This is a genomic window from Cupriavidus sp. UBA2010 (assembly GCF_002335265.1).
GTDB lineage: Bacteria > Pseudomonadota > Gammaproteobacteria > Burkholderiales > Burkholderiaceae > Cupriavidus > Cupriavidus metallidurans.
This window is the reverse complement of record NZ_DDCI01000013.1, coordinates 253,702-280,212: the sequence shown is the minus strand read 5'-3', so window position 1 is coordinate 280,212 and position 26,511 is coordinate 253,702. Positions and strand designations below refer to the sequence as shown.

The following is a 26,511-nucleotide window of genomic DNA, read 5'->3' as shown; positions in this document are numbered from 1 at the left end:
TTAGGGCAGGTGTCATGACGCCGCCATCACGCGATGCTATGCTTGCATCGCTATGCGGATCATCCTTATCACCGGAATTTCCGGCTCGGGCAAGTCAGTCGCGCTGAACGTACTGGAAGACGCGGGGTACTACTGCGTCGACAACCTGCCGGCCCAGTTCATCCCCGATCTCGCCTGCTACCTGGCGGAACAGGGCTACTCACAGCTTGGTGTTGCCACCGACATCCGCAGCCGCGAATCGCTCGCGCGACTGCCCGATACGGTGCGAGAGCTGGCCGCGAACCATCAGGTACAGGTGCTGTACCTGACCGCCAGCACCGATGCGCTGGTTCAGCGCTACTCGGAAACGCGCCGGCGCCACCCGCTTTCGGCACAAGTCGAAGTTGGCACGGCCGCTGGCACGCCCAACGATACCTCGCTGATCGAGGCCATCGAGAAGGAGCGGGAGCTGCTAAGCCCGCTGGCGGAATCGGCCCACCGCATCGACACCAGCAACGTGCGCACCAATACGCTGCGCAGCTGGATCAAGGAACTGATTCAAGACGAGAACGAGAACAAGAACAGCCAGCAGCTCACGCTGCTGTTTGAATCGTTCGGGTTCAAGCACGGCGTGCCCAGCGACGCCGATCTCGTCTTCGACGTGCGCTCCCTGCCGAACCCCTATTACGATCTCGCGCTGCGCCCGCTCACCGGGCGCGATGCGCCAGTCATCGACTTCCTGCAGAGCCAGCCGATGGTGCTGGCCATGGCCGAGGATATCCGCGCCTATGTGGAGAAGTGGCTGCCGAGTTTCATTGCGGACAACCGCAGCTACCTGACCGTCGCCATCGGCTGCACCGGAGGCCAGCACCGTTCCGTGTTCATCGCGGAAAGACTTGCCAACTACTTCCGGGCACATGGTAATGTGCTGGTCAGACACCGCGAGTTGGCCCCCGCTGGCTGACGCGCGGCGCCCCGCCGTTTTCCCATGACTGGAGCCGGCCAACCGCATGTCGACCTTTCTTTCCGGCACCGCATCCGATTCCGCCACCCTGGATGCGCTGCCGCTGTTCCCTCTGCACACGGTCCTGTTTCCAGACGGCCGTCTGCCTCTCCGTGTATTCGAGAAACGCTACGTCGACATGGTGCGCAACTGTATGCGCGACCATCTGCCGTTCGGCGTCTGTCTGATTGCCACCGGAGAGGAAGTCGCGCAGCCGGGCCAGACCACCGAACCCGAATCCATCGGCTGTCTTGCGGAGATCGTCGATTGCAACGTGGAGCAACTCGGCGTCCTGCTGATTGAAACGCGCGGACGCCAACGCTTCCGGGTGCTGTCCCACGCCACGCGTGATGACGGCTTGCTCGTGGCGAGCGTGGAACTGCTGCCTCCGGATGTCATCGACTGCAAGCTGGAATTGCTGGGCGAGTGCCTGGCCGCGTTGCGTCGAATCGTGACCTCGCTCCACACGGACCAGCCCGACAAGCCGAAACTGCCCTTCGGAGAGCCCTATCTCTGGGACGATCCGAGCTGGGTGGTCAACCGGCTGTGCGAGTTGTTGCCGGTGCCACTCAAGGCCAAGCAGATGCTGATGGAGCTACCTGATGCCGGCGTGCGCATCGAGATCGTGCATCGCTACATGCGACAGCACCACATCGTCTGAGCCGCCTTCTGAGCCGCCTTCCGAGCGGGCAACTCAGAAAAGTCCGAGTCTCGCCTGATCTTCCAGCAGCTTGCGCACCGGGGCCGGAGTGCCCAGCATGTCGAGATCGTCAAGAGACAGCCACCGGCTCGCGGCATTACCCTCAAGCGCGACGGCGTCCAGATCGACGCGAATCGCGCGAATCATCAGGCGAAAATGGGTAAACACATGCGTCAGTTCGCCAGCCAGATACGCGCGTGCAGGCGAGCCATACGCGCGGGCTAACTGCAGCGCCGACTCCTCGGCGACCTCCGAATCGAACGGTACCGCGTCGACCGGCATTTCAGGCAGACTCCACAAGCCGCCCCAGATGCCGCTGCTGGGACGCAACTGCACGAGCACATCGCGTCCATGCCGGACGATCAGCATCACAGCGCTGCGCTCCGGAATCGCCGCGCGTGGCTTCGGCGTGGGCAGCACGGCGGTGAGGTTGTCCTTGCGGGCCACGCAATCGGCCACGAGCGGGCACGCCTCTGCGTCGGCCAGACAGGCTGGCTTGCCGCGCGAGCAGATCGTGGCGCCGAGGTCCATCAATCCCTGCGTGTAGGCCACCATGTGATCTGCCTGATGACGTCCGGCAGGCGGCAGCGCCTGTTCGGCCAGCGCCCACATCCGATTCTCGATCGCGCGCTCGCCGGGATAACCGTGAATGCCGAACACACGCGCGAAGACGCGCTTGACGTTGCCGTCCAGGATCGGAGAACGAACGCCGGCACTGAACGCCGCGATCGCCGCAGCCGTGGAGCGACCGATGCCGGGCAGCGTTACGAGCACCTCTGGGGCGGTCGGAAACACGCCAGCGTGCTCATCCACCACGGTCTTGGCGCAGCGATGAAGATTGCGCGCGCGCGAGTAGTAGCCCAGCCCGGCCCACAAGGCCATGACCTCGTCGGCAGACGCTGCCGCCAGAGCGGCAACCGTGGGCAGCGCCGTCACGAAGCGCTGGAAATACTCGATCACCGCTGCCACCTGCGTCTGCTGCAGCATGATCTCGGACAGCCAGATGCGGTACGGATCGCGAGTGTTCTGCCAGGGCAGGTCGTGTCGGCCGTGCTGGCGCTGCCACGTCACCACGCGCATACCGAAATCGGATGGCACGGCGATGGTCTCGGGCATGGTGGGGGCGGCGGCAGGCTTGCGGGGCATTGCGGGATCTTGAAAAGAAAAAGCGCCGCTCACAGGCGGCGCCACATGATACATCGGCGGTTGCAATACCCTTCCCAGATCGCCGGGTCTGCCCCCTCTCCCACAAGTGGACGAGGGGGACGCTCCGACTACGCCGCGCGCGCCGTTGCTTCCGGGGGCACGTCCACCAGCCTGCGCGCGAAGCTCTCGATCTTCGTGCTCCGCTCATCGAGGCCGTTCAGCACTTCCTCAAGTTCGGCAATGCGCGATTCCAGCGTGTCCGTGGCCTCGTGGATGCGCTCGATCGAATCGACGCGTCGGCGCAATTGCTTCTGGTGCTCGCGTACCTGCGCCTCGAGCGGCGTCATCACCGACTTCAGCCAGATCTCGATATCGCGATTCAGATCGCGGAAGTTCTCGAGCACGCGGCTGGCCATCGTCGCGAATGCGTTCTGCACCAGTTGCGGACGCGAGCGCGTCAGCATGTGCACGGCGCCGAAATGCGTGTTCACCAATTGCAGCGTTTCCTGCAGTTCGTTGGTATAGCGCGACGTCACGAACTGCATCGGCGAAGGCAGCGTGAAACCATGTTCGGCATTGAAGCGCCGATACATGCTTTCAACGAGCTGGTGCAGGCCAACGATCTTCTGATCGGCGTCGGTAATCAACCCGGTAAGCTGGCCGAACAGCGCTTCCATGTCCTCGCGCAGGCCGCGCGAGAAGAAGCGCTCCTTCATCTGCTCGCGCGCATCGCGCATCGTGCGGCGAACGTCGCGCAGTTGCAGGCTCTTGATGATGTCCGCGCTATGCCGCCCGAATACCAGCCGCAGCGCCTGGAATTTCGCGATGCTCTGCTCGAACTCCTCCTTCTCGCTCTGCACGCGCATCAGCATGTGCTTGACCATCGCATGGTTCTTGCCACGCAGGCCGCGTAACTCGAACAACTGCTCGACGATATCGCGCCGGCGGCTCTGCAGCAGTTGCTGGGCGCCGCGCGACATCTCCTGTACCAGGCGCTGTACCTGGTCGGCCACGATCTCGCGCCGCTGCGGAATGAGCTGGTCCGACAGCACGTGCTCGAACTGCATCAAGTTGCTGCGCACGAGCATCGGCTCGTCGTTGGTGACCTTGGCCACCAGCCCCTTCTGTGCCGATACCGGGTAGACCCGGCGTTCCTCGATGCCGAGCGTCTGCGCGGTCGTACGGACCTGGCGCGAAATCTCCGACGCGATCTCGGATGATGACTTGAGCGGGTCCCAGAGACCATCGATCTTGTTCAACACGGCCAGGCAACCGCGGCGATGGCCGGCGCCCACATGGCTGCGCCAGAGATCGAGGTCGCTCTTGGTCACGCCGGCATCGGCGGCCAGCACGAATACCACCACGTGCGCATCGGGAATCAGGCGCAGCGTCAGTTCGGGCTCGGTACCGATCGCGTTCAGGCCCGGCGTGTCCAGGATCACCAGACCCTGGCGCAGCAACGGATGCGGGAAGTTGATCACCGCATGGCGCCAGCGCGAGATCTCCACCATGCCATCGGCATCCACCGCCCAGGCGGCATCCGGATCGTTCTCGTTGTACAGGCCCAGCGCCTCGGCCTCGGCCGGGCTCACGCGCGTGGTCTCCACGACGTGCTGGAACGCAGCCAGCATGCCATCGGGCGACGACGGGTCGAGCGGTACCGTGGTCCAGTGAGAATTCGCGGAACCGGGCTCCATGAAGTCCGCCGTGGACGCGTCCTGCAGGCGCGTCTCGATCGGCAGCAGCCGGATGCACGGCACCTCGTTCTCGTCGTAGCGCAACTCCGTCGGGCACATCGTGGTGCGGCCGGCCGATGACGGCAGGATGCGTCGACCGTAGTCGGCAAAGAAGATGGCGTTGATCAGTTCGCTCTTGCCGCGCGAGAACTCGGCGATGAAAGCGACCTTGAGCCGGTCGCTCCTGAGCACGTTCTGGATGCGCTGCACGCGGTCTTCCGCGGTGGCGTCATAGAGATCGTATTGCTGCAGCCAGGACTGGAAGTCGGCGAGAGAATGAAGAACCCCGGTTCTCCAGGCGCCATATTGTTCGAATTGCTGTGCGAGGCTCGTCATGGAGTGGTTCGCTTTTCGGCTCGGATTTATTGGTTTCGGGCTCGTATTGCACAACTGGCCCCGGGATGGTTCCACTGACCCTGCGGTCCCTTGGCAAGTCGACGGCCAGGTCCATGCCCCATCGGCAGGGTGGCTTGGCGCATTTTGTAACTTTTTATGTCTGCGCACACGATACAGGTTTCTTGCACGATTTTGTGGAATTCACGCCCCTTACGGCATTCCACCTGCGCGAGTGTTGCGCCGACCCATCGGCAGGCGATTTCAACAAGAAATCCAGACCGGTTCGGCGTGTGCCAGACCGTCCCGGACAGGCTTTGCGCCCCGGCGACGGGTCAGTGCTGGCAGTGCGGGCAATAGAACGTCGATCGCTGGCCCTGCAGGATCTGACGGATCGGAGTGCCGCAAATGCGACATGGCTCGCCGGCACGATCGTAGACAAAACAGTCGAGCTGGAAATAGCCACTGCTGCCGTCGCTGCCGACGAAGTCGCGCAATGTGCTGCCGCCGCGTGCAATGGCCTCCGCCAGCGTCTCGCGCACGGCAACGGCCAGCTTCTCGCAGCGCGCCAGGCTCAGCCGCCCGGCCTGCGTGGTCGGCCGAATGCCGGCGCGAAACAAGCTCTCGGAGCAGTAGATGTTGCCAACGCCGACGACGACGTCGCCCGCCAGCAGAGCCTGCTTGATCGCCATGGAACGCCCGCGCATGCCTCGATGAAGCCATGCGCCATCGAAGCGCGGGTCGAAGGGCTCGATGCCGAGCCTGCTCAGCAGCGGATGCCCGGGCAGGTCCGATTCGGCAAGCGGCGTCCAGAGAATGGCGCCGAAGCGGCGCGGGTCGCGGAAACGCAGGACAACCGGCTCGGCCTTCGCGGTATCCGGGCCGGCAGCCAGCAACAGGTCGAGATGATCATGCGCGCCCGGCGCGGGCGGATCCGGATAGACGCGCAGCGTGCCCGTCATGCCCAGGTGCACCAGCAGCCAGCCGGGCGCGGCGTCCTCGCCTGTCCCCGCCCGGGTGGCGTCGACCGGCGGCAGGCATTCCAGCAGCAGATACTTGCCGCGTCGCTCGATACGGCCGATGGTGCGGCCCGTCAGTCGCGCCTCCAGTTCCGGCTCGACCGGCCAGCGCAAGCCCCGGTGGCGCACGGTCACATCGGTAATGCGGCGGCCCACTACGTGCGGCAGCAATCCACGCCGCGTGACCTCGACTTCCGGCAGTTCTGGCATCGCCCCCCCTTATTCCATCCGCCGGCCGGCAGCGGGCTTCCGGACCCTTATCAGCCCTTATCCAATCAATTCCCAAGAACCTCTTGCCTGTTTTCCCGATCCAACGAGGCAGGATTTGCCCTGCCATGTGACCGGAAGCGGCGCACATTGTGCGGGCTGCCGTACGTAGCCAACCCAAGGGCGCCGGGCAAGGCAAGCAGCGCATTGTAGCGGCAGGCTACAATGCCTCCATTGACTGCAACGCCCCCGCGCGCCGGAGCATCGATTTCATGCCGGACCATCTTTCGTCCTTTCAGGCCATGCGCCCGGAATCTTCGCAAATGAAAGCTTTCACTGCCACCGGTCCGACGATTTCCCCCGCCGGACGTTTCCGTCGCCATGCGCGCGCCCTGGGCGTGGCTGCGTGCCTGGCGCTGGTTTCGCTCGCTTCCCATGCCGCACCGGCCAAGGTTGCCCAGAACGATGACGAGGTCATCGACGTTCCAGCGCCGTCGTCGGCAGCACGCGCGCAGCGGACGCCACTACCCAATGTTTCGCTGTCGCCAGACATCCTCTACCGAGTGCTGGCGGCGGAAATCTCGCTGCAACGCGGGATGGCCGGCGCGGCATACCGGACCTATCTTGATCTTGCTCGCGAAACGCGTGACCCGAGACTGGCCCAGCGCGCCACCGAAATCGCATTCAACGCGCGCAGTTCGCAGCAGGCGCTGGATGGCGCCCGGCTCTGGTCCGACCTGGCGCCGAAATCGCCGGCAGCAAGCCAGGTCCTGGCAACACTGCTCGTGCTCAACGGACGCTGGGAGGAAGCCGAGCCCCTGCTGAGCCGCCAGCTGGCGACGGCGCCAGCCGCGCATCGCGGGGACGCCATCCTGCAATTGCAGCAGCAGATGTCGCGCACGAGTGACCCCGCAGGCGCAGTCGCCGTGCTCCAGCGCCTGACCGCCAACGATTCGAAGCTGCCGGAAACTCACCTGGCCCTGGCGCGTGCGCAAGAGATGGCCGGAGACAGCCAGGGCGCGCTGACCGAGCTTGATGAGGCGCTTCGGCTCAAGCCGAACCTCGAAGCTGCCGCGCTCATGTCTGCCGAAATGCAAGCCGAATCGGCCCCCGACAAGTCGATCGCGGTGATGAAGCGCTTCCTGGCCAAGTCGCCCTCGTCAGTCAACGGCCACATCACGCTGGCAAGGCTGTATCTGCAGCAGAACGACATGGATTCGGCCCGTGCCGAGTTCGAGGTCCTGCGCAAGGTTGCGCCGACCGATCCGCGTGTGCCGCTGGCTCTGGGGCTGACCAGCCTGCAGGCGCGCAGTTATGACGATGCCGAACGCTATCTGAAGGAGTACCTGCAGATGGCGGAGAAGTCGCCAGCGGCCAACCCCGACATCGCGTACCAGTACCTCGCGCAGATCGCCGAGGAAAAGAAAGACTATCCCGCGGCAATCGACTGGCTCGACCGAATCGAGGACCCGCGCCTGACCCTGGCCGCGCAGGCCAAGCGTGGCCAGTTGCTGGCACGCATGGGCAAGCTCGACGATGCGCAGGCCGTATTTGGCGACATGCTGGCCGACGCCGAAGACATCCCCGATCCCGCGCAGCGCGCCCTGCGCATGGCCGCTATCCGTCAGGCCGAGGTGGCCGCGCTGATGGACAGCAAGGCGTACGACCGCGCGCGCAAGGTGCTGGACGAACGCGTCAAGGCCGAGCCCGACAATGCGGACTGGATCTACGAACTGGCGATGCTCGACGAACGCGAGAAGCGCTACGACAGCATGGAGCGTGGCCTGCTCAAGGTGATCGCGCTGCAGCCCGACCAGAAGCAGGGCTACAACGCGCTCGGCTACTCACTGGCCGACCGTAACGAGCGTCTGCCGGAAGCGCGCAAGCTGCTCGAACGCGCATCCGAGCTCGGACCGGATGATCCCTACATCATGGACAGCCTGGCGTGGGTCAAGTACCGTCAGGGCGAACTGCAGCCCGCGGCGGATCTGCTCAAGAACGCGTTCGCCAAGGCCCCTGAGGCCGAAATCGGCGCGCATCTGGGCGAGGTGCTCTGGCAACTCGGCCAGCACGACGAGGCACGCAAGACGTGGAACGAGGCGGCGAAGGTCGAGCCAGACAATCAGACGCTGATCGACACCCTGCGCCGTTACAACCAGAACGTCCTGCTGTCGAAGTAGTTCACATCAGGCAAGCACGTCGCACGCCCGGGCCAGCGCCCGGGCGGTTCGTTCTGGCGTGCGCCAATTATCCCAACACTTGAACATGCTCCGATCCCGTCGATTGGCCCTGCTCTGCCTGGCCACACCGCTCTGGCTCGCCGCGTGCGCCAGCGTCGCACCAACGCGCGGCTTCGATGCCGGCGAAACCGCCGCCAGCCAGCTTTACACCGGCCGGTTCTCCGCCAACTACGTCCGCTACGGCCGCAACGAAGGCGTGCAGGGCAGCTTCCGCTGGCAGGAACAAGGCCGCAACGTGCGGCTCGATCTCGTTTCGCCGCTGGGCCAGACGCTGGCCATCGTCACGGCGACCCCATCCGGGGCCACGCTCGACCTGCCTAACGAGGCGCCGCGCAATGCGCCCGAGGTCGACAGCCTGATGGAGCAGGCGCTCGGATTCTCGCTGCCGGTATCTGGCATGCGCGACTGGCTGCATGGCCGCGCCGCGCCGGGCATACCATCGAACATCACGCGCGACGCGAACGGCCGCCCCGACACCCTGCGGCAGAGTGGCTGGACCGTGCGCTACCTGGCCTGGCAGGACACGCCCGAGAACGCCACGCCCACGACCACGCTGCCCCGCCGTATCGACATGGCACGCGATGGCAATGAATCGCCGCTGTCGGTGCGGCTCGTAATCGACCCGGAGAACAAAGAATGACCGTCGGCACGGCCCTGCCGCCACCGGAGCTGCGCAACTGCCCGGCCCCAGCCAAGCTCAACCTGTTCCTGCACGTGACCGGCCGCCGCCCCGACGGCTACCACACGTTGCAGACCGTGTTCCAGCTCATCGACTGGTCTGACACGCTGCACTTTCATCGCCGTGACGATGGCGTGATCACGCGTGTTACCGACATCCCCGGGGTGCCGGCCGATACCGACCTCGTCGTGCGCGCGGCCCGCGCATTGCAGGCGGCCGGCGGCACGCGTTTCGGCGTGGACATCGCCATCGACAAGATCCTGCCCATGGGTGGCGGCATCGGCGGCGGGTCGTCCGACGCCGCGACCACGCTGCTGGCGCTGAACCACCTGTGGGGCGTGAACCTGCCGCGCACAGAACTGATGCGCATCGGCCTTTCGCTCGGCGCGGACGTGCCCGTGTTCGTTTTCGGCCAGAACGCGTTCGCCGAAGGCGTGGGCGAGGAGTTGACGCCAGTGACGCTGCCCGACAGCTGGTTCGTGGTCATCCATCCGCGGCAACATGTGCCGACCGCAGCAATATTTTCGGACGAACGCTTGACAAGGAATTCTCCAATCTCTATAGTTGCGGACTTCGCTGCTTGCACAAACAAATTCGCTTTCGGTCGCAACGATCTGGAAACGATAGCAACAGCGAAGTTCGGCGAAGTTGCCCGAGCCCTTGAGTGGCTGAAAAATTACAGTCCACAAGCAAGGATGACCGGTTCCGGAGCCTGCGTATTTGCCCGCTTTGAAGACGAGCAGACTGCGCAGAGAGTGATGGAAAGGTTGCCATCTGAATGGGATGGCAGGTGTGTGAAAAATTTGTCACATCACCCGCTCGCAACGTTCGCGTAGCAGGTTTTCGCCTGGCGATGTACTGACGGTTTAAAGTCAGCGCAACGACAGACGTTAAAGGTTGTGTAGGGGAGTCGCCAAGTTGGTCAAGGCACCGGATTTTGATTCCGGCATTCGAAGGTTCGAATCCTTCTTCCCCTGCCATTACTTCCTATAGTGTCCAGAGCGGACATGCAGAAATTCGCTGCCGGCATTGCCGGTGGCGCAAAGCCCCCCCAGTAGCAAGACAGGTGCCCCGAATGAGCGTCGAAGGCTTGATGGTATTTACCGGCAATGCCAACCCTAAACTCGCGGAGGCTGTCGTACAGCACCTCGGCATTCCGCTCGGCAAGGCTCTGGTCGGCCGTTTCTCCGACGGTGAAGTCCAGGTAGAAATCCAGGAAAACGTTCGCGGCAAGCACGTCATCGTGCTGCAGTCGACCTGCGCGCCGACCAACGACAACCTGATGGAACTGATGGTGATGGTCGACGCGCTCAAGCGCGCTTCGGCACGCAGCATCACCGCCGCCATGCCCTACTTCGGCTATGCCCGCCAGGATCGCCGCCCGCGTTCGGCGCGCGTGGCCATCTCGGCCAAGATCGTGGCCAACATGCTGGAAGTGGCCGGCGTGGAACGCGTGCTGACGATGGACCTGCACGCTGACCAGATCCAGGGCTTCTTCGATATCCCCGTCGACAACATCTACGCATCCCCGGTCCTGCTTGGCGATCTGCGCGAGAAGAACTATGGCAATCTGCTGGTAGTGTCTCCGGACGTTGGCGGCGTGGTGCGCGCCCGTGCGCTGGCCAAGCAGCTCGACTGCGACCTGGCCATCATCGACAAGCGTCGCCCGAAGGCCAACGTGTCCGAGGTGATGAACATCATCGGTGAAGTCGCCGGCCGCAACTGCGTGATCATGGACGACATGATCGACACCGGCGGCACGCTGTGCAAGGCCGCGCAGGTGCTGAAGGAACGTGGCGCCCAGAAGGTATTCGCGTACTGCACGCACCCGGTGCTGTCGGGTGGCGCGGTTGCCCGCATCGCCGCGTCCGCGCTGGACGAAGTGGTGGTGTGCGACACGATCCCGCTGTCCGACGAAGCCCGTCAGACCGGCAAGATCCGTCAGGTCACGACCGCCCCGCTGCTGGCCGAGACCTTCACCCGGATCGTCCGGGGCGACTCGATCATGTCGCTGTTCGCCGACGCCTGATCGACACTGGTTGGGACGGTACTGGCAGATACCTGCTAGAATATTTGGCTTTACTGCGTTGGCCGCCTGAAAGGGCGGCCAACGTGATTCAGGCGGCGCAATCACTTGATGCGCGCCGCTAGTCGAGGCTGTCTGGTCGCGGACAGCCTTCTTCACATTTGGAGTTGAAAATGAAAGTTATCGCTTTCGAGCGTAGCGTACAGGGAACGGGTGCGAGCCGCCGCCTGCGCAATTCGGGCAAGACCCCCGGCATCATCTACGGCGGCGCCGCCGAACCGAAGATGATCGAACTGGATCACAACGCGCTGTGGCACGCCCTGAAGAAGGAAGCCTTCCACTCGTCGATCCTGGATCTGGAAGTGGCTGGCAAGTCCGAGAAGGCTCTGCTGCGTGCGTTCCAGATGCACCCGTTCAAGCCGCTGGTGCTGCACGTTGACTTCCAGCGCGTGTCGGCCTCCGAGAAGATCCACGTGAAGGTGCCGCTGCACTTCATGAACCAGGAAACCGCTCCTGGCGTGAAGCTGGGCCACGGTATCGTCAGCCACATCCTGAACGATCTGGAAGTGTCGTGCCTGCCGGCCGACCTGCCCGAGTTCATCGAAGTGGATCTGGCCGCAGCCGAGCTGAACCAGACCATCCACCTGTCGGACCTGAAGCTGCCGAAGGGCGTGACCGCCATCACCCACGGCGACGAAAACCCGGCCATCGCCAGCATCACGCTGCCGGCTGGCGCTCAGTCGTCGGAAGCTGCCGAAGGCGGCGAAGAAACGCCCGCTGCCTAAGCGTCTTCGCGCCAGATGCCATAGCGGTCTCGCAACCGCTGGCGCATCAAGAAAGACCGCCGGTTCGCCGGCGGTTTTTTTTCGCGCGGCTTTTTCGTGCGCTTTTTCGCGTATCCTGTGTCGCGTTCCACGGTGCCCTCAGGCGTCCGATTTACCGCATTCCGTTCTCAACGCATGATCAAGCTCATCGTCGGCCTCGGCAATCCCGGGGCGGAGTACGAAGCCACCCGGCACAACGCCGGCTTCTGGCTTGTCGACCAACTCGCCCGCATGGGTGGCACAACCCTGCGCGTGGAAAGCCGCTTTCACGGCCTGGCTGGCCGCGCCCGTTTGTGGGATCAGGATGTCTGGCTGCTCAAGCCTTCCACGTTCATGAACCGCTCTGGCCTTTCCGTGGTGTCGCTGGCGCGCTTTTACAAGATCCTGCCCGACGAGATCGTGGTCGCCCATGACGAAATGGATCTGCCCGCCGGCTCGGCCAAGCTCAAGCGCGGCGGTGGCTCGGGTGGCCATAATGGCCTCAAGGACATTTCAGCGCACCTGACTACCCAGGACTACTGGCGTCTGCGCATCGGCGTCGGCCATCCGCGCAATGCGCCGGGCGGCACGGCCGGCGGCCGCGAGGATGTGGTCAATTTTGTGCTCAAGCCACCACGCAAGGAAGAACAGCAAGCGATCGACGAAGCGATCGACCGCTGCATCGGCCCGCTGGGCACGCTTGCGCGCGGCGAGAGCGAGCGCGCGATGATGGAACTGCACACGGGCCGCTAGCACGCGCCCCGACAGCCGGCTCCAAAGAAAAAACCCCGCAAACCTGACGGTTTCGCGGGGTTTCTCTTTTCTGCTCTTGCCTGTGGGGGCCGGAACGATAGCAGCCGGACAAAAGATCCGGTCAGGCCACGTGCTTGGCTGCCGTGAGCAGCCGATAGCGTTGCATCAGCACCTCGTGCGTTTCGACGTGGTTCGGGTCTTTCGGAATACACGCCACAGGGCATACCTGCTGGCACTGCGGTTCGTCGAAATGGCCGACACACTCGGTGCACTTGCCGGGGTCGATCTCATAGATCTCGGGCCCCATCGAGATGGCTTCGTTCGGGCACTCAGGCTCACAAACGTCGCAATTAATGCAGTCGTCGGTGATCATCAGCGCCATGATATTTCCTTCCTGCGATCCGCCCGCGCCCGACTGGCCACGGAGACGGCATCGAAGGCCTCTATTCTATTCGGCTTTGCCGATCTTCTCCTGAAGCCAGCGCTCCACGGAGGGGAAGACGAACTTGCTGACGTCGCCACCCAGCACCGCGATTTCACGCACGAACGTGCCCGAAATGAACTGATACTGGTCCGAAGGGGTCAGGAACATTGTCTCGACGTCGGGCAGCAGGTAACGGTTCATGCCCGCCATCTGGAACTCGTACTCGAAGTCGGAGACTGCGCGCAGGCCGCGCACGATCACGCGCGCGTTGTTCTTGCGGACAAAGTCCTTGAGAAGTCCCGAGAATCCCTCTACACGCACATTCGGGTAGTGGCCAAGCACCTCGCGCGCGATACCGATACGCTCCTCGAGCGAGAAGAACGGCCGCTTGTTGGGGCTTTGCGCCACGCCAACCACGAGTTCGTCAAAGATATTCGACGCACGGCGGACGAGATCCTCGTGTCCCCGGGTCATGGGATCGAATGTACCGGGATAGACGGCGACGACCATGTTTCCTCCTTTGGGCTGCCCGTTGCCGGCCCACAAATCAGCGAGGCCGAGTCAATGTGATTCTTGCTGCGTGACGGGCGTTAAACAAACAACAGCGGCGTAGTGTAACCCCAAACGGGGCAATTGGAAGTCCATCAGACCGCATTTCTGCCGCGCCGCAGCAGGCCCGCAAACCCTTGTCTGGCATACCAAAGAGGTCGTACGACCCAGGTCAGCCAGCGCCGTTGGCGAGGCGATGCTGCAGCAGGTGGAAATGCACCGCCCCCGCGCGCGCCTGGCGAATGATCTCCAGGGACGCCGGTATCGGCGCATCGGGGCCGATCAGCGCGCGATCCGTTTCGACGTAGATGGCTCCCCCCGGACGTGACAGACGCGCCGCGTGTTCGAGCGCCGGCCCGAGCCAGTCTTCGGCGAAGGGCGGGTCCAGGAATACCACGTCGAAGCTGGCCGCCGGCATCTGCGCGGCTGCGGCGAAGGCGTCGCTGTGGATGATCTTCACCTGCGAGGCATCGAGCCGGTACTGGTTGTCACGGAGTTGGCGCACCACGTGCGGGTTGGCTTCGACCAGCGTCACGGCACTGGCCCCCCGCGACGCTGCCTCGAAGCCGAGCGCGCCCGAACCGGCGAACAGGTCGAGGCAGGTCAGGCCGGACAGGTCCTGGCCAAGCCAGTTGAACAACGTTTCGCGCACACGGTCAGGCGTCGGACGAAGCCCTTCGGTTTCGAGCACCGGCAGCAGCGATCGCTTCCAGCGCCCGCCGATGATGCGCACCTGGGTGGGGGACTTGCGGGGAACAGAAGTTCGCCCGCGCGGTGCGGGCGAAGGTCGGGATTGCGAATTCATCCCGTGATTGTAGAGCCTGCCACGCGCCTGCACAGCAAGGTCGGCCGCCGCAGCGGGTGGCCCGGCCCACACATGGGCGCCAGACCACCCGAAATCACGTGCGACGCATCACTTTTCCGGGCCGCCGACGATCACCGTCGCCATGGCGTCCGGATGCACATGTCGCTGGAATGCGGCGCGCACCTGTTCACGCGTGACCTTGTTGATCTGGCTCGTCCACGTGTCCAGATAATTCAGCGGGAGGCCATACCAGCCGATATTGGCCACGTTGGTCAGTAGCTTGCGGTTGCTGTCGATGCGCAGCGGGAAACCATTGACCAGGTTGTCCTTGGCCGCGCGCAGTTCGACATCCGTGGGGCCCTCCGCCACATACTTCGCGACGATCTCGCGCACCAGCGCCAGCGCCTCGTTGGTGTTTTCCTTCTTGGTCTGCAGCGAGACACTGAACGGCCCCGGCTGCTTGGACGGCGCGAAATAGCTGTCCACGCCGTAGGTGAGTCCGCGCTTCTCGCGAACCTGATCGGTCAGGCGCGAGCTAAAGCCGCCGCCACCGAGCACGTAGTTGCCGACCAGCAACGGGAAGTAATCCGGATCGCCGCGCGCGATGGCGGGCTGCCCGAGCGCCACGCTGGCCTGCTGGGCCGGATGGGGAATCCGCTGCTCGCTGGCCGGGATCGTCATCTGCACGTCTGGCATCGTCGGCGGCGCCGCGCCGGCAGGCAAGCCACGCGTCAGCTCCTCGGCGATCTGTTCGGCCTGTTTGCGGTCGATCGCGCCGATCAACGTCACCACGGCGCGCTTCGCCGTGTAGTTGTCCTGCCAGAATTTGACCAGGTCGTCATGCGTGATCGACCCGACAGTTTCGGCCGTGGCCGATACGCCATATGGATGATTCGGGTAGATCGCCTTCGACAGCTTCTTGTCCGCGATCACGCCCGGCCGTGTGTCGCCCTCGCGGATTGCCGTGATCAGGCGCTGCTTTTCGCGTGCCACCACGGCGTCCGGATAGGTCGGCGCCTTGATTAACTGGGCTGCCAGACGCAGTGACTGCTCACGTTCCGGCGATGCCGTCAGCGTGCGCAGACCGATGCCGCCACGGTCGCCGCCCGCCGCGCCACCAAAATCGGCGCCGGTATCGGCAAAGGCATCGGCGATCTGCGCCTCGTTGCGGGCAGGCTGGCCATCCTGCGCGCCGGCGCCCTTGTCGAGCAGCGCCGCGGTCAGCGTGGCAAGGCCGGCCTTGCCGGGCGGGTCATACCGGCTGCCGGCGTCGAAGTCGATATTGACGTCGAGCATCGGGATCGACGGGCTCGGCACAAAGAACACCTTCGCGCCCGTGGAGGCCGTCCAGCTTTCGATTGGGATGGCTGCGTGAGCAACAGCGCTGGCCAGCAGCGCCGCTGCCCCGAAGGCCGCGCCGGCAAGCCGGCGCAACAGGCGCGGAGACGCAATCGTCATGACAGACAAGGACATTGTTGCTCCTAGTGACGCAGGCCTTCGGGGACCGGGGTCTTGGGCTTGTTGGGGTCGATCGGCTGCGGCAGAAGCGTGGCCACGGTCAGGTTGTCGTCGCTGAAATACTTGGCGGCGACGGCCTGCACCTGGGCCGGCGTGACTTCCTTGATCTTGTCGAGCATGCGGTCGATCTGGCGCCAGGAGATGTCAGAGATTTCCGCCACGCCGATTTCCATGCCCTGCCCGAACACCGAGTCACGCTTGTAGATCTGGCCTGCCACGACCTGGGCCTTGACGCGCTTGAGCTCTTCCTCGGACACGCCGCTCTTGGCGATGCGCTGGATCTCCTCGCGCAGCGCGGCCTCGATCTCTTCCGTGGTGTGGCCGTTGGCGGGCGTGCCGTCGAGCACGAACAGCGAGTCCGCGCGGTTGATGCTGTCGTAGCCGACGTTCACGTCGTCGGCCAGTCGCCGCTCGCGCACGAGTTCACGTGTCAGACGCGCATTGTCGTAGCCGTTCAGCACGGCGGACAGGACTTCCAGCGCGTACGGATCGACATCCTTTTCCACGTCGCGCAGGCGCGGCACCTTGTAGGCCATCACCATGTAGGGATTCTCGGCGGGCGCCTTGACCCAGATGCGCTTGATGCCCTTCTGCGGCGCCTCGATCTGCGTCTTGCGCAGCGGCAGCGGATGCGATTTCAGCTTGCCGTAGTAGCGTTCGGCCAGCGCGCGAACCTCATCCGGCTTGACGTCGCCCGTCACGATCACCATGGCGTTGTTGGGCACGTACCAGGTCTTGTACCAGTCGTGCACGTCCTCGACCCGCATGTTGACGAGGTCGTCCATCCAGCCGATGACCGGGTGCCGGTACGGCATCGCCGTGTAGACCGTGGCCAGCAACTGCTCGTAGACGGTGCCGCGGGGGGAATCATCGGTGCGCAGGCGACGCTCTTCCATCACCACCTTCATCTCTCGCTCGAACTCTTCCTTCTTGAAGATGAGGTTGGCCATGCGGTCGGCCTCGAGCTCCATCATCTTCGGCAGGTATTGCTTGGAGATCTGCTGGTAGTAGAGCGTGAAGTCGCGGTTGGTCAGGGCGTTCTCGCGGCCGCCCAGCAGGGCGATCTGGCGCGAGAACTCACCCACCGGTACCTTCGGCGTGCCCTTGAACATCATGTGTTCGAGCATGTGGGCTACGCCGGTGGTGCCGCTGACCTCGTCGAATCCGCCCACGCGGTAGAAGATCATATGGGCCACCGTGGGCGCCCGATGGTCTTCCTTGACGATCACGCGCAAGCCATTGGACAGGCGGAATTCGGTCGTGCCGGCCTGGGCCTGGCCGACTGTCGTCGTGGGCTGGGCTGGTGGTGGCCCCTGTCGTGGCGAGGCTGATGTGGCGGCACTGGGCGCTTCGCCTGGGGTCTGGGACCACGCAGTGCCGGCCAGGGGGCCGATCAGGGAAGCAAGGATGAGAGAAGAAAGAATACGCCGCGGAAATTTCGCGACACCCGCTCCGGACACGTCAGCGCAATGGTTCATGCGACCCCGTCTGCTAGAATTTTGCCGATTGATTCTACCGGGGTATTGACCCCTTTCCCAATGTTTAGTTTCTGGAAGAAGCGCAAGGCCGAGCCGGCTCCCGAACCGGTCGAGCCGCCCGCGGCCGCCCCCACACCGGCGCCTGCTCCCGCGCCGGCCCCGCTTCCCGCCCCCACCCCGGCTGCGGCACCTGCGGTAACCCCTGTCGCCCCCCCTGTAGCGGTACCCGTTGCAACTCCGGTTTCAGCCCCGGTTTCAACACCGGCGCCGGCTCCAACGCCCGCCCCGGCGCCCGTCCATGTGGCGCCACCCGTGGCACCACCGGTCGTGCCGCCCGTGGCGTCGGCTCCGCCTCCGGCCAGCTATACGCCGCCGGTCATCGAGGAACTGGAGCTAACCCCGCCGCCCGCGCAAACCGCGGAAGCCAAGCGCGGCTGGATGTCGCGACTGCGTGCCGGCCTGTCGAAGACCAGCCGCAACATCGGCGTGCTGTTCGTCGGCGTCAAGGTCGACGAGGCGCTGTTCGAGGAACTGGAAACGGCGCTGCTGATGGCCGATGCCGGCGTGGAGGCCACCGAGTATCTGCTGGGCGAACTGCGCCGCCGCATCAAGAATGATCGTATTGAAACGGCCGAAGGTGTGAAAGCCGCGCTCAAGGACCTGCTGACGCAGCTCCTCAAGCCGCTCGAGAAGACGATGGAACTGGGCCGCGAGCAGCCGCTGGTGATGATGATTGCCGGCGTCAACGGCGCGGGCAAGACCACCAGCATCGGTAAGCTCTGCAAGCATTTCCAGTCCTATCACCAGTCCGTGCTGCTGGCCGCCGGCGACACGTTCCGCGCCGCCGCGCGCGAACAGCTCACGATCTGGGGCGAGCGCAACAACGTGACCGTGGTGGCCCAGGAAAGTGGCGACCCAGCCGCCGTGATCTTCGATGCCGTCAACGCGGCGCGCGCGCGCAAGATCGATATCGTGATGGCGGATACCGCTGGCCGCCTGCCCACGCAGCTTCACCTGATGGAGGAACTCAAGAAGGTCAAGCGCGTGATCGGCAAGTCAATGCCGACCGCACCGCATGAAGTGCTGCTCGTGATCGACGCCAATACCGGTCAGAACGCACTGGCCCAGACGCGCGCGTTCGATGACGCGCTCGGCCTGACCGGCCTGATCGTGACCAAGCTCGACGGCACGGCCAAGGGCGGCATCCTGGCCGCGATCGCGCGCCAGCGCCCGGTACCGGTGTACTTCATCGGCGTGGGCGAGAAGGTCGAGGACCTGCAGCCGTTCAAGGCGGACGAGTTCGCCGAGGCGCTGCTGGGCTGAATCCCGCAGGCACGCAAAAACAAAAACCCCGGTGATAACACCGGGGTTTTTGTTTCTGGCAACGCTACCGATTACTCGCTGTCCGGCTGCGCCCCTGGCGCGGCCTTCTGGAACGCGTCTACCTCCATGCAAGTGGCATGGATCTTCGCGATCGTCGGGAAGCGGCTCACATCGACATTGAAGCGCTGCGCGTTGAATACCTGCGGCACCAGGCAGCAGTCGATCAATGTCGGCGTATCGCCGAACGCAAAGCGACCCACACGCCCCAGTTGCGACAGATTGACTTCGAGCGAGGCAAACCCCTGTTCGATCCAGTGGCGGTACCACGCATCCTTGGCCTCCTCCGACACCTTGAGCTCGTGCTTGAGGTACTTGAGCACGCGCAGGTTGTTGAGCGGATGGATCTCGCAGGCGATTTCCTGAGCCAGGCCGCGCACGACCGCACGCTCGAACGGGTCCTTCGGCAGCAGCGCCGGCTCCGGATGGGTTTCGTCGAGATACTCGATGATCGCCATCGACTGGATCAGGGGCCTGCCATCGACCACGAGCGTCGGCACCACGCCATCGGCATTCAGCGCGCGATACTCGGGCTTCAGCTGCATGCCGCCTTCCCTCAGCAGATGCACACCCTTGTAGTCATAGGGCAAGCCCTTCAGGTTCAGCGCGATACGCACCCTGAACGACGCCGAGCTACGGAAGTAACTATGGAGCTCGAGCATTGCCTCACACCACCTTGACGGTCAGATCGCCCACACATTCGATGTGGCATTGCATGACGTCGCCCTTCACTACCGGGCCCACGCCTTCAGGCGTGCCGCTGTAGATCAGGTCGCCCGGCTGCAGTTCGAACAGCTTCGACAGGTACGACACCATTTCAGGCACCGACCAGATCAGATCCGACAGGTCGCCACGCTGCTTCTCCACGCCATTGACGGCCAGCGTCACGGCGCCCTTTTCCGGGTGGCCGATAGCCGAGACCGGCACGATCGGGCCGATCGGCGCGGACTTGTCGAATGCCTTGCCGGTTTCCCAAGGGCGGCCGGTTTTCTTCGATTCGTTCTGCAGGTCGCGGCGCGTCATGTCGAGGCCGATGGCATAGCCGAAGACATGGCTGGCGGCCTGCTCGACCGGGATGTCGCGGCCGCCCTTGCCGATGGCGACAACCAGCTCCACCTCGTAGTGGCAATTGCCCGTGCCCGGCGGGTACGGGAAGGCGCCCTCGACGTTGTCGGCCACGTAGCTGACCGCGTCGGACGGCTTGCAGAAGAAGAACGGCGGCTCACGGTCGGGGTCCGAACCCATTTCACGGGCATGGGCGGCATAGTTCCGGCCCACGCAGTAGACCCGGCGCACGGGGAAACTTGCGCTGCCACCACGCACGGGAACACCGACGGGGGCTTGCGGCGCGAAGACGAATTCGGTCATCCAACTCTCCAGCTTTCTCTTTTTTGATGGAACGCCGCACCCGGTGTCGTGTCCGGTCGTGCCCAGTCGGGTGGGCCGCGGCAGGGGCAAAGGATACACCTTGAATACGGTGGCATACAGTGGAAGCAGACCCGGCGCGAATCTTGCATATTGCACCGCAACCAAGCGCCCTCCATGACCCGTCGCCATCCGCCCCCTTCCGCCGTAGCACCGCCAGCCACCACGAGCCGGAGCCTGCGCATCCTGCTGGTTCGTGATCCGCACGAGGCCGATCCGCTCAACGTGGAGACGATCCGCGCCGGTCTGGCGCAGGCAGGCTTCACCGAGGTGCAGACGGTCGACGCGGACCTGCGCCTGCCGGACACCATTGCGGCCAGCCAGCCGGACCTGGTCATCATTGCCTCCGAATCGGCCGCGCGCGACACCATCGAGCATGTCTGCGTCTCCACCCAGCATGCGCCGCGCCCGATCGTGCTGTTCACGGATAACGACGACGCTCAGCGCATCAAGGCCGCGCTGTCGGCCGGCATCACCGCCTACATCGTCGACGGCCTGCGTGCCGAACGGGTGAAGACGGTGCTCGATGTGGCCTACGCCCGCTTCCAGCTGGACCAGCAGCTACGCGCCGAACTCGACGCCACCAAGCTCAAGCTGGCCGAGCGCAAGACCGTGGAGCGCGCCAAGGGCCTGCTGATGCAGGCGCGCGGCATCAGCGAGGACGAAGCCTTCAAGCGACTGCGCTCGATGGCGATGGAGCGCGGTATCCGGCTCGTGGATGCCGCACAGCGCGTGATCGATGTGATGGCCTGATCCCTCGGCGCTTGCGGGCGCGGCACATGGACGCTGTGCATGGCACGCCGTTGGTGCGTTGCACAAGACTGGCGCGGCGCCATTCCCCGGCGGCGCATCCCGACAGTGAAACGGGCACCACCGGCCCCGCCATTTCCCTTCCGGCACCCCAAAAAGCGCTGGCATAGCGCTTGCGTTACCCAAGACACGGCCAACGACGGCCGCGCATCACCCGGAAGCACCTCACAACATGTGTGCCCGCGATCAACGTCGACCGCGAGGCATCGGACAACGGCGTCCTGAACCCCGCCCCGAACGCTGGCCTTCCTGGCCAGGTGTCCGGGCCGGGGATCGGGACGCCTTTTCTCTTTCTGGAGCGTATCGCATGCCCTCTCGCCTCAAAGTCCTGAAGCCCCAGCGCGCCAACGACACCGCTGCCGCGGATGCCGCCCCCGCCTGCCACGGTCGCCGCCGCGCGCTGGCCACCATCGCCGGCGCCAGCGTGATGACGCTGGTCGATCCGCTGGTGCGCAGCGGCGCGTGGGCCGCCGGCTCCGATGCGCCGGAAAAGCCCGAGGTCAGGATCGGCTTCATTCCGCTGACCGATTGCGCGTCGGTGGTGATGGCGTCGACGCTGGGCCTGGACAAGAAGTACGGCATCAAGATCACGCCGAGCAAGGAGGCTTCGTGGGCTGGTGTGCGCGACAAGCTGGTCAATGGTGAGCTGGACGCCGCGCACGTGCTGTACGGCCTGATCTACGGCGTGCAGCTCGGCATCGGCGGGCCGAAGAAAGACATGGCCGTGCTGATGAACCTGAACCACAACGGCCAGGCGATCACGCTGTCCTCGAAACTGGCGGAAAAGGGCGTCAAGGATGGCGCAAGCCTGAAGGCGCTGATGTCCAGGGAAAAGCGCGATTACGTGTTCGCGCAGACCTTCCCGACCGGCACCCATGCGATGTGGCTCTACTACTGGCTGGCCGCCAACGGTATCGATCCGATGCGGGATGCCAAGGCCATCACTGTGCCGCCACCGCAGATGGTGGCCAACATGCGCGTGGGCAACATGGATGGCTTTTGCGTCGGTGAGCCTTGGGGCGCGCGCGCGATCGCCGACAAGATCGGCTTCACCGCCGAGACCACCCAGGCGATCTGGAAGGATCACCCGGAGAAGACGCTGGGCACCACGGCCGAGTTCGTGCAGAAGTACCCGAACACGGCGCGTGCGATGGTGGCCGCCGTGCTGGAGGCATCGAAGTTCATCGACGCTTCCGCATCCAACCGCCGCAAGACCGCCGAGACGATCGCCGCCAAGTCCTACGTGAACACGGATATGGACATCATCCTGGACCGGATGCTGGGCCGCTACAGCAACGGTCTGGGCAAGACCTGGGACGACCCCGATTCGATGAAGTTCTATCAGGACGGCCTGGCGAACTATCCGTTCCTTTCTGACGGCATGTGGTTCCTGACCCAGCACAAGCGCTGGGGGCTGCTGAAAGAGCATCCGGACTATCTGGCCGTGGCCAAGCAGGTAAATCGCATCGACGTCTACAAGCAGGCCGCTGCGGCCGCGCAGGTGCCGTTACCGAAGAGCGACTTCCGCACCGCCAGGCTGATCGACGGCGTGACGTGGGATGCGACGAAGGACCCGAAGGCCTACGCCGACGGATTCAAGATCAAGGCCTGACGCGCCGCACGGACCGGCCCGGTCGGTCCTGCCCCATCCAGCCCCCATCCACACGAACAGGAGCTTGCCGTGAATGCTCTCGCCCAGTCATCGCCGGAAGGCGCCACGCCCATGAATCCGGAGGCCGTCGATCCGGACGCCAAGGAACAGTCGCGCCGCCGCGCGCAGGAGATCACCGCACTGGAGCAACGCGCCGCGCGCCGCGACGCGTTTGCCGCGTTCGTACTCAAGTGCGTGCCGCCACTGATCGGCTTCGCGTTGTTCGTGCTGGTGTGGCACGGCATCGCCACGCTGATCCCGTCGATCCCGACACCTGGCGCCACCTGGAACGCCGCGGTGCCGCTGTTCGCCGATCCGTTCTATCGCAATGGGCCGAACGACCAGGGCATCGGCTGGAACGTGCTGGCGTCGCTGGCGCGCGTGGCGGCGGGCTTTGGCCTGGCCGCGGTCGTGGGCATTCCGGCCGGCTTCCTGCTGGGGCGCTTCGCGTTCCTGAACGCGATGGCGTCGCCCGTCATCAGTCTGCTGCGTCCGGTATCCCCGCTGGCCTGGCTGCCGATCGGCCTGCTACTGTTCAAGGCCGCCAATCCCGCCGCGATCTGGGCAATCTTCATCTGCTCGATCTGGCCGATGATCATCAATACCGCCGTGGGTGTGACTCGCGTGCCGCAGGACTACCTGAACGTGGCACGCGTGCTCGACCTGTCCGAGTGGAATATCTTCCGGCACGTGCTGTTTCCTGCCGTACTGCCGTACATGCTGACCGGCGTGCGGCTGTCGATCGGCACGGCGTGGCTCGTGATCGTCGCCGCGGAAATGCTCACGGGCGGCACCGGCATCGGCTTCTGGCTCTGGGACGAGTGGAACAACCTCAAGGTCGAGCACATCGTGATCGCGATCTTCATCATCGGCGTGGTGGGCCTGGTGCTCGAGCACCTGCTGCTGGCCCTCGCCCGCCGCTTCAGCTACGGCAACACCTGATCCGGAGACGACCACCATGGAAAAGTTCGTCAGCATCGAAAATGTCGGGCAGACCTTCAAGACGCGCAAGGGGCCGTTCGTGGCGCTGCGCGATATCGACCTGTCGATCGCGGAAGGCGAGTTCGTGACACTGATCGGGCATTCGGGCTGCGGCAAGTCCACGCTGCTGAACCTGATCGCCGGGCTGACCGCGCCGACGACCGGCGCGCTGATCTGCGCGGGACGCGAGATCGCCGGCCCCGGCCCGGAGCGGGCCGTGGTGTTCCAGAACCACTCGCTGCTGCCCTGGATGACGTGCTTCGAGAACGTCCATCTGGGTGTGGAGCGCGTGTTCGGCCGAAGCGAGACACCGGCGCAACTCAAGGCGCGCACGCACGACACGCTGGCCCTGGTGGGCCTGACCCACGCAGAAAGCAAATATCCGCACGAGATCTCGGGGGGCATGAAGCAGCGAGTGGGCATCGCCCGGGCGCTGGCGATGCAGCCGAAGGTGCTGCTGATGGACGAGCCATTCGGCGCGCTCGACGCGCTCACGCGTGCCCATCTGCAGGACGCGTTGCTGAAGATCGTTGCGCGCACCAGGAGCACCGTGGTCATGGTCACGCACGACGTGGACGAGGCCGTGCTGCTGGCGGATCGTATCGTCATGATGACCAACGGGCCGGCGGCGACCATCGGCGAGATCCTGCGCGTCGACATCCCGCGCCCGCGCGACCGTGTGACGCTGGCCGACGACAAGACCTTCCACGCGTGCCGCACCGCCGTGCTCGACTTCCTGTATCGCAAGCAGCGCAATCCGGCGTTGGAGGAAGCCGCCTGATGCGTACCCGGCGCGGGGATCATGATTGACTCACGGCATTGGGAGAAGCGGCGAGCCTCCGCTATCATGAACCCCAACCCCACGATCCCCGCAGCATCATGACCTCTGCATCCCGCGCGCCATTTCCGGCGGCCAAGTACATCAAGGAAATCGGACGAGGCGTCAATGGCGCCCGCGCGCTGCCGCGTGAAGACGCCCAGGCACTGTTCGATGCCATGCTCGCCGGTCGTGTGTCCGATCTAGAGTTGGGCGCCGTGTTGCTGGCCTATCGCATCAAGGGCGAAGCACCGCACGAACTGGCCGGCATGCTGGACGCCGCGCACGATCACTGCGCGCCGCTGGCCGCGCCGGCCGACAAACCCGTGGTGGTGATTCCAAGCTACAACGGCGCACGCAAGCAACCGAACCTGGTGCCGCTGCTGGCGATGCTGCTGGCGCGCGATGGCGTGCCGACGCTGGTCCACGGCATTCGCGAGTTTCCGGGCCGCGTCACCAGCATGGCGCTGTTCGAGGCACTGGGCGTGCCGCTATGCGCCACCGCGCAGTCCGCGGAGACGCAGCTTGGCGCGGCATCGAATCCGCTGGCCGCGCTGCCGATCGACGTGCTGTCGCCCGCGCTGTCGCAACTGCTCGACAAGCGCGCGATCATCGGCCTGCGCAATTCGGCGCACACGGTCGTCAAGATGCTGCAACCGGTGGGCGGACACTCCCCTGCCGAGGCTTTGCGGCTCTACAGCTACACCCACCCCGAGTATCGGGAAACGCTGACCGAGTATTTCTCGCACGAACCCGCCAACGTGATGCTGGCCCGGGGTACCGAGGGGGAAGTCGTGGCCGACGCGCGCCGCAGCAGCCGTATCGACTGGCTGCACGACGGCCATCAGCGCACGATGGTCGATCCAGTCGGCGGTTCGGTCGCGGATGTGCCCGAACTGCCGCAGGGCACGGACATCGCCGAGACGGCCGCGTGGATTCGCAAGGTGCTGGATGGCGCGGAACCGGTGCCCGCGCCGGTTGCCACCCAGGTGGCGGCGATCAAGGCGTGCCTGACGCAGGCCACGCGGGTGACCTGGGCCAGCCCGCTGTAACACCTCCCGCTACAGGATGCAGGATGGCCCGCCAGCGCGATCAGGGCCGGCGCGGCGGCAGCGGAATGCGCTCCGTCTCGCCCGGGACGTGCGGGAACTGGTCGTCCTGCCAGCGCTGGGCGGCCTCTTCGATCGCTTCCTTGCTGCTTGCCACGAAATTCCAGTAGATGAAACGCCGTCCGTCCGTGGGATCGCCGCCAAGCAGCATCACGCGCGAGGGCATCGTCGCCTTGATCGTCACGGGCTCGCCTGGTACCAGCACCACCAGATGCTCGGCCGGCAGCGTCTCGCCATCGACCTCCAGATTGCCATCGACCGGATAAATGCCACGCTGGACGTGTTCGGCGGGGATCACAAGGCTTGCGCCGGCATCCATCTCGATCGCCACATAGAGCGTGCGGCTGTAGACCTTGACCGGCGACTCGGCGCCGAAGGCATCGCCCGCGATAACGGTCATCCGCACGCCGGGCAGTTCGAGCTTGGGCAGCGTAGCGCCCGGATGGTGGTGGAACGAAGGCGGATCATTCTCATGCGCCTTAGGCAGGGCTACCCAGGTCTGGATGCCGTGCAGGTGCGGTCCGGCCGAGCGCGCGCCGTCCGGCGAGCGCTCCGAGTGCGTGATGCCACGCCCGGCAGTCATCCAGTTCACATCACCGGGCCGAATCACCTGCTCGCTGCCGAGGCTGTCGCGATGCATGATCTCGCCTTCGAACAGATACGTGACTGTCGCCAGTCCGATATGAGGATGTGGGCGCACATCCATGCCCGCGCCGGGCTCCATCTCCACCGGCCCCATGTGATCAAAGAAGATGAATGGCCCGACTGCTTGCGTCGTAGCGGCGGGCAGCAATCGGCGGACGGTGAACTCGCCGATGTCTCGCACATGAGGCTTCAGCAAGTGTTCGATAGCAGACATGTGGGGCTCCTGGGGATGCGTCTGAAAAACGACTTCAGTGTAGCGAATCCTGCAATACACCATCCCGAAATCGCTGCGAAA

General features: G+C 64.7%; 25 protein-coding genes and 1 tRNA gene. 15 read left to right on the top strand and 11 right to left on the bottom strand.

Going from position 1 to position 26,511, the window contains the following annotated elements; all coding sequences use genetic code 11:
* The first annotated feature begins 52 nt into the window (after positions 1 to 52).
* Together rapZ and B2246_RS09950 are read left to right on the top strand one after the other, a co-directional pair.
* Complete coding sequence (rapZ, locus tag B2246_RS09955; RefSeq protein ID WP_008650951.1) at positions 53 to 943, top strand: RNase adapter RapZ; 891 nt, start codon at positions 53 to 55, stop codon at positions 941 to 943.
* 46 nt (positions 944 to 989) lie between these two features.
* Positions 990 to 1,643: an LON peptidase substrate-binding domain-containing protein gene (locus B2246_RS09950; RefSeq protein ID WP_008650949.1), complete on the top strand. Its 654-nt coding sequence runs from the start codon at positions 990 to 992 to the stop codon at positions 1,641 to 1,643.
* A gap of 33 nt (positions 1,644 to 1,676) precedes the next feature.
* Here B2246_RS09950 and mutY read toward each other — a convergent pair whose 3' ends face one another.
* The 3 genes from mutY to mutM form a co-directional block, all read right to left on the bottom strand.
* Positions 1,677 to 2,828, bottom strand: a complete 1,152-nt coding sequence (mutY, locus tag B2246_RS09945) for an A/G-specific adenine glycosylase (RefSeq protein ID WP_286881819.1) — start codon at positions 2,826 to 2,828, stop codon at positions 1,677 to 1,679.
* Positions 2,829 to 2,956: 128 nt separating this feature from the next.
* Positions 2,957 to 4,900 carry a dynamin family protein gene (locus tag B2246_RS09940; RefSeq protein ID WP_008650944.1) on the bottom strand — a complete coding sequence of 648 codons (1,944 nt, stop codon included), beginning with the start codon at positions 4,898 to 4,900 and terminating at the stop codon, positions 2,957 to 2,959.
* Positions 4,901 to 5,232: 332 nt separating this feature from the next.
* The gene (gene mutM / locus B2246_RS09935) at positions 5,233 to 6,126 is read right to left on the bottom strand and encodes a bifunctional DNA-formamidopyrimidine glycosylase/DNA-(apurinic or apyrimidinic site) lyase (protein ID WP_008650943.1); all 894 of its coding nucleotides are present in this window, start codon (positions 6,124 to 6,126) and stop codon (positions 5,233 to 5,235) included.
* Positions 6,127 to 6,395: 269 nt separating this feature from the next.
* Here mutM and B2246_RS09930 point away from each other — a divergent pair, with 269 nt between their 5' ends.
* The 7 genes from B2246_RS09930 (at position 6,396) to pth (ending at position 12,624) form a co-directional block, all read left to right on the top strand.
* Positions 6,396 to 8,303 carry a tetratricopeptide repeat protein gene (locus B2246_RS09930; RefSeq protein ID WP_008650941.1) on the top strand — a complete coding sequence of 636 codons (1,908 nt, stop codon included), beginning with the start codon at positions 6,396 to 6,398 and terminating at the stop codon, positions 8,301 to 8,303.
* Positions 8,304 to 8,388: 85 nt separating this feature from the next.
* Complete coding sequence (locus B2246_RS09925) at positions 8,389 to 9,003, top strand: outer membrane lipoprotein LolB (protein ID WP_035881335.1); 615 nt, start codon at positions 8,389 to 8,391, stop codon at positions 9,001 to 9,003.
* Positions 9,000 to 9,878: a 4-(cytidine 5'-diphospho)-2-C-methyl-D-erythritol kinase gene (gene ispE, locus B2246_RS09920; RefSeq protein ID WP_286881820.1), complete on the top strand. Its 879-nt coding sequence runs from the start codon at positions 9,000 to 9,002 to the stop codon at positions 9,876 to 9,878. The genes B2246_RS09925 and ispE overlap by 4 nt, the downstream gene beginning before the upstream one ends.
* A 67-nt stretch (positions 9,879 to 9,945) precedes the next feature.
* Positions 9,946 to 10,022: transfer RNA gene (locus tag B2246_RS09915), tRNA-Gln, on the top strand.
* Between the two features lie 95 nt (positions 10,023 to 10,117).
* The gene (locus tag B2246_RS09910; RefSeq protein WP_008650936.1) at positions 10,118 to 11,071 is read left to right on the top strand and encodes a ribose-phosphate pyrophosphokinase; all 954 of its coding nucleotides are present in this window, start codon (positions 10,118 to 10,120) and stop codon (positions 11,069 to 11,071) included.
* A gap of 170 nt (positions 11,072 to 11,241) precedes the next feature.
* Positions 11,242 to 11,853 carry a 50S ribosomal protein L25/general stress protein Ctc gene (locus B2246_RS09905; RefSeq protein WP_008650935.1) on the top strand — a complete coding sequence of 204 codons (612 nt, stop codon included), beginning with the start codon at positions 11,242 to 11,244 and terminating at the stop codon, positions 11,851 to 11,853.
* Positions 11,854 to 12,027: 174 nt separating this feature from the next.
* The gene (pth, locus tag B2246_RS09900; RefSeq protein WP_008650934.1) at positions 12,028 to 12,624 is read left to right on the top strand and encodes an aminoacyl-tRNA hydrolase; all 597 of its coding nucleotides are present in this window, start codon (positions 12,028 to 12,030) and stop codon (positions 12,622 to 12,624) included.
* 121 nt (positions 12,625 to 12,745) lie between these two features.
* Here pth and B2246_RS09895 read toward each other — a convergent pair whose 3' ends face one another.
* The 5 genes from B2246_RS09895 to B2246_RS09875 all read right to left on the bottom strand — a co-directional run bounded on the left by B2246_RS09895 (position 12,746) and on the right by B2246_RS09875 (position 17,398).
* Positions 12,746 to 13,006 carry a YfhL family 4Fe-4S dicluster ferredoxin gene (locus B2246_RS09895; RefSeq protein WP_008650933.1) on the bottom strand — a complete coding sequence of 87 codons (261 nt, stop codon included), beginning with the start codon at positions 13,004 to 13,006 and terminating at the stop codon, positions 12,746 to 12,748.
* Positions 13,007 to 13,072: 66 nt separating this feature from the next.
* On the bottom strand, positions 13,073 to 13,558 hold the full coding sequence (coaD, locus tag B2246_RS09890) for a pantetheine-phosphate adenylyltransferase (protein ID WP_008650930.1): 486 nt from the start codon (positions 13,556 to 13,558) through the stop codon (positions 13,073 to 13,075).
* A gap of 211 nt (positions 13,559 to 13,769) precedes the next feature.
* Positions 13,770 to 14,402 carry a 16S rRNA (guanine(966)-N(2))-methyltransferase RsmD gene (gene rsmD, locus B2246_RS09885; protein WP_187192295.1) on the bottom strand — a complete coding sequence of 211 codons (633 nt, stop codon included), beginning with the start codon at positions 14,400 to 14,402 and terminating at the stop codon, positions 13,770 to 13,772.
* A 108-nt stretch (positions 14,403 to 14,510) separates the two neighbouring features.
* Positions 14,511 to 15,875: a M16 family metallopeptidase gene (locus B2246_RS09880; RefSeq protein ID WP_186425574.1), complete on the bottom strand. Its 1,365-nt coding sequence runs from the start codon at positions 15,873 to 15,875 to the stop codon at positions 14,511 to 14,513.
* An 8-nt stretch (positions 15,876 to 15,883) separates the two neighbouring features.
* Positions 15,884 to 17,398 (bottom strand): M16 family metallopeptidase, encoded by a 1,515-nt coding sequence (locus tag B2246_RS09875; RefSeq protein ID WP_286881821.1) that lies wholly within the window; start codon positions 17,396 to 17,398, stop codon positions 15,884 to 15,886.
* A 60-nt stretch (positions 17,399 to 17,458) separates the two neighbouring features.
* Here B2246_RS09875 and ftsY point away from each other — a divergent pair, with 60 nt between their 5' ends.
* Entirely contained in the window at positions 17,459 to 18,721 is a 1,263-nt protein-coding gene (ftsY, locus tag B2246_RS09870) for a signal recognition particle-docking protein FtsY (protein ID WP_035881333.1), read from the top strand.
* A 71-nt stretch (positions 18,722 to 18,792) separates the two neighbouring features.
* Here ftsY and maiA read toward each other — a convergent pair whose 3' ends face one another.
* Both maiA and B2246_RS09860 read right to left on the bottom strand, forming a co-directional pair.
* Positions 18,793 to 19,440, bottom strand: coding sequence for a maleylacetoacetate isomerase (gene maiA / locus B2246_RS09865; protein ID WP_008648898.1), 648 nt, complete (start codon positions 19,438 to 19,440; stop codon positions 18,793 to 18,795).
* 4 nt (positions 19,441 to 19,444) lie between these two features.
* On the bottom strand, positions 19,445 to 20,146 hold the full coding sequence (locus tag B2246_RS09860) for a fumarylacetoacetate hydrolase family protein (protein ID WP_286881822.1): 702 nt from the start codon (positions 20,144 to 20,146) through the stop codon (positions 19,445 to 19,447).
* Between the two features lie 174 nt (positions 20,147 to 20,320).
* Between B2246_RS09860 and B2246_RS09855 the strand changes: the two genes are divergently transcribed.
* The 5 genes from B2246_RS09855 to ybiB all read left to right on the top strand — a co-directional run bounded on the left by B2246_RS09855 (position 20,321) and on the right by ybiB (position 25,514).
* Positions 20,321 to 20,956, top strand: a complete 636-nt coding sequence (locus B2246_RS09855) for an ANTAR domain-containing response regulator (RefSeq protein ID WP_008648901.1) — start codon at positions 20,321 to 20,323, stop codon at positions 20,954 to 20,956.
* 364 nt (positions 20,957 to 21,320) lie between these two features.
* Positions 21,321 to 22,625 carry a CmpA/NrtA family ABC transporter substrate-binding protein gene (locus B2246_RS09850; protein ID WP_286881823.1) on the top strand — a complete coding sequence of 435 codons (1,305 nt, stop codon included), beginning with the start codon at positions 21,321 to 21,323 and terminating at the stop codon, positions 22,623 to 22,625.
* A gap of 111 nt (positions 22,626 to 22,736) precedes the next feature.
* A complete protein-coding gene (ntrB, locus tag B2246_RS09845; RefSeq protein ID WP_411860090.1) occupies positions 22,737 to 23,606 on the top strand; it encodes a nitrate ABC transporter permease in 870 nt (289 codons plus the stop codon).
* A gap of 16 nt (positions 23,607 to 23,622) precedes the next feature.
* Positions 23,623 to 24,426, top strand: coding sequence for an ABC transporter ATP-binding protein (locus B2246_RS09840; RefSeq protein ID WP_008642694.1), 804 nt, complete (start codon positions 23,623 to 23,625; stop codon positions 24,424 to 24,426).
* A 98-nt stretch (positions 24,427 to 24,524) separates the two neighbouring features.
* Entirely contained in the window at positions 24,525 to 25,514 is a 990-nt protein-coding gene (gene ybiB, locus B2246_RS09835; protein WP_008642693.1) for a DNA-binding protein YbiB, read from the top strand.
* A 40-nt stretch (positions 25,515 to 25,554) separates the two neighbouring features.
* On the opposite strand, the gene B2246_RS09830 is transcribed toward ybiB, so the two are convergent.
* Entirely contained in the window at positions 25,555 to 26,430 is an 876-nt protein-coding gene (locus B2246_RS09830) for a pirin family protein (RefSeq protein ID WP_008642692.1), read from the bottom strand.
* Positions 26,431 to 26,511 lie beyond the last annotated feature (81 nt).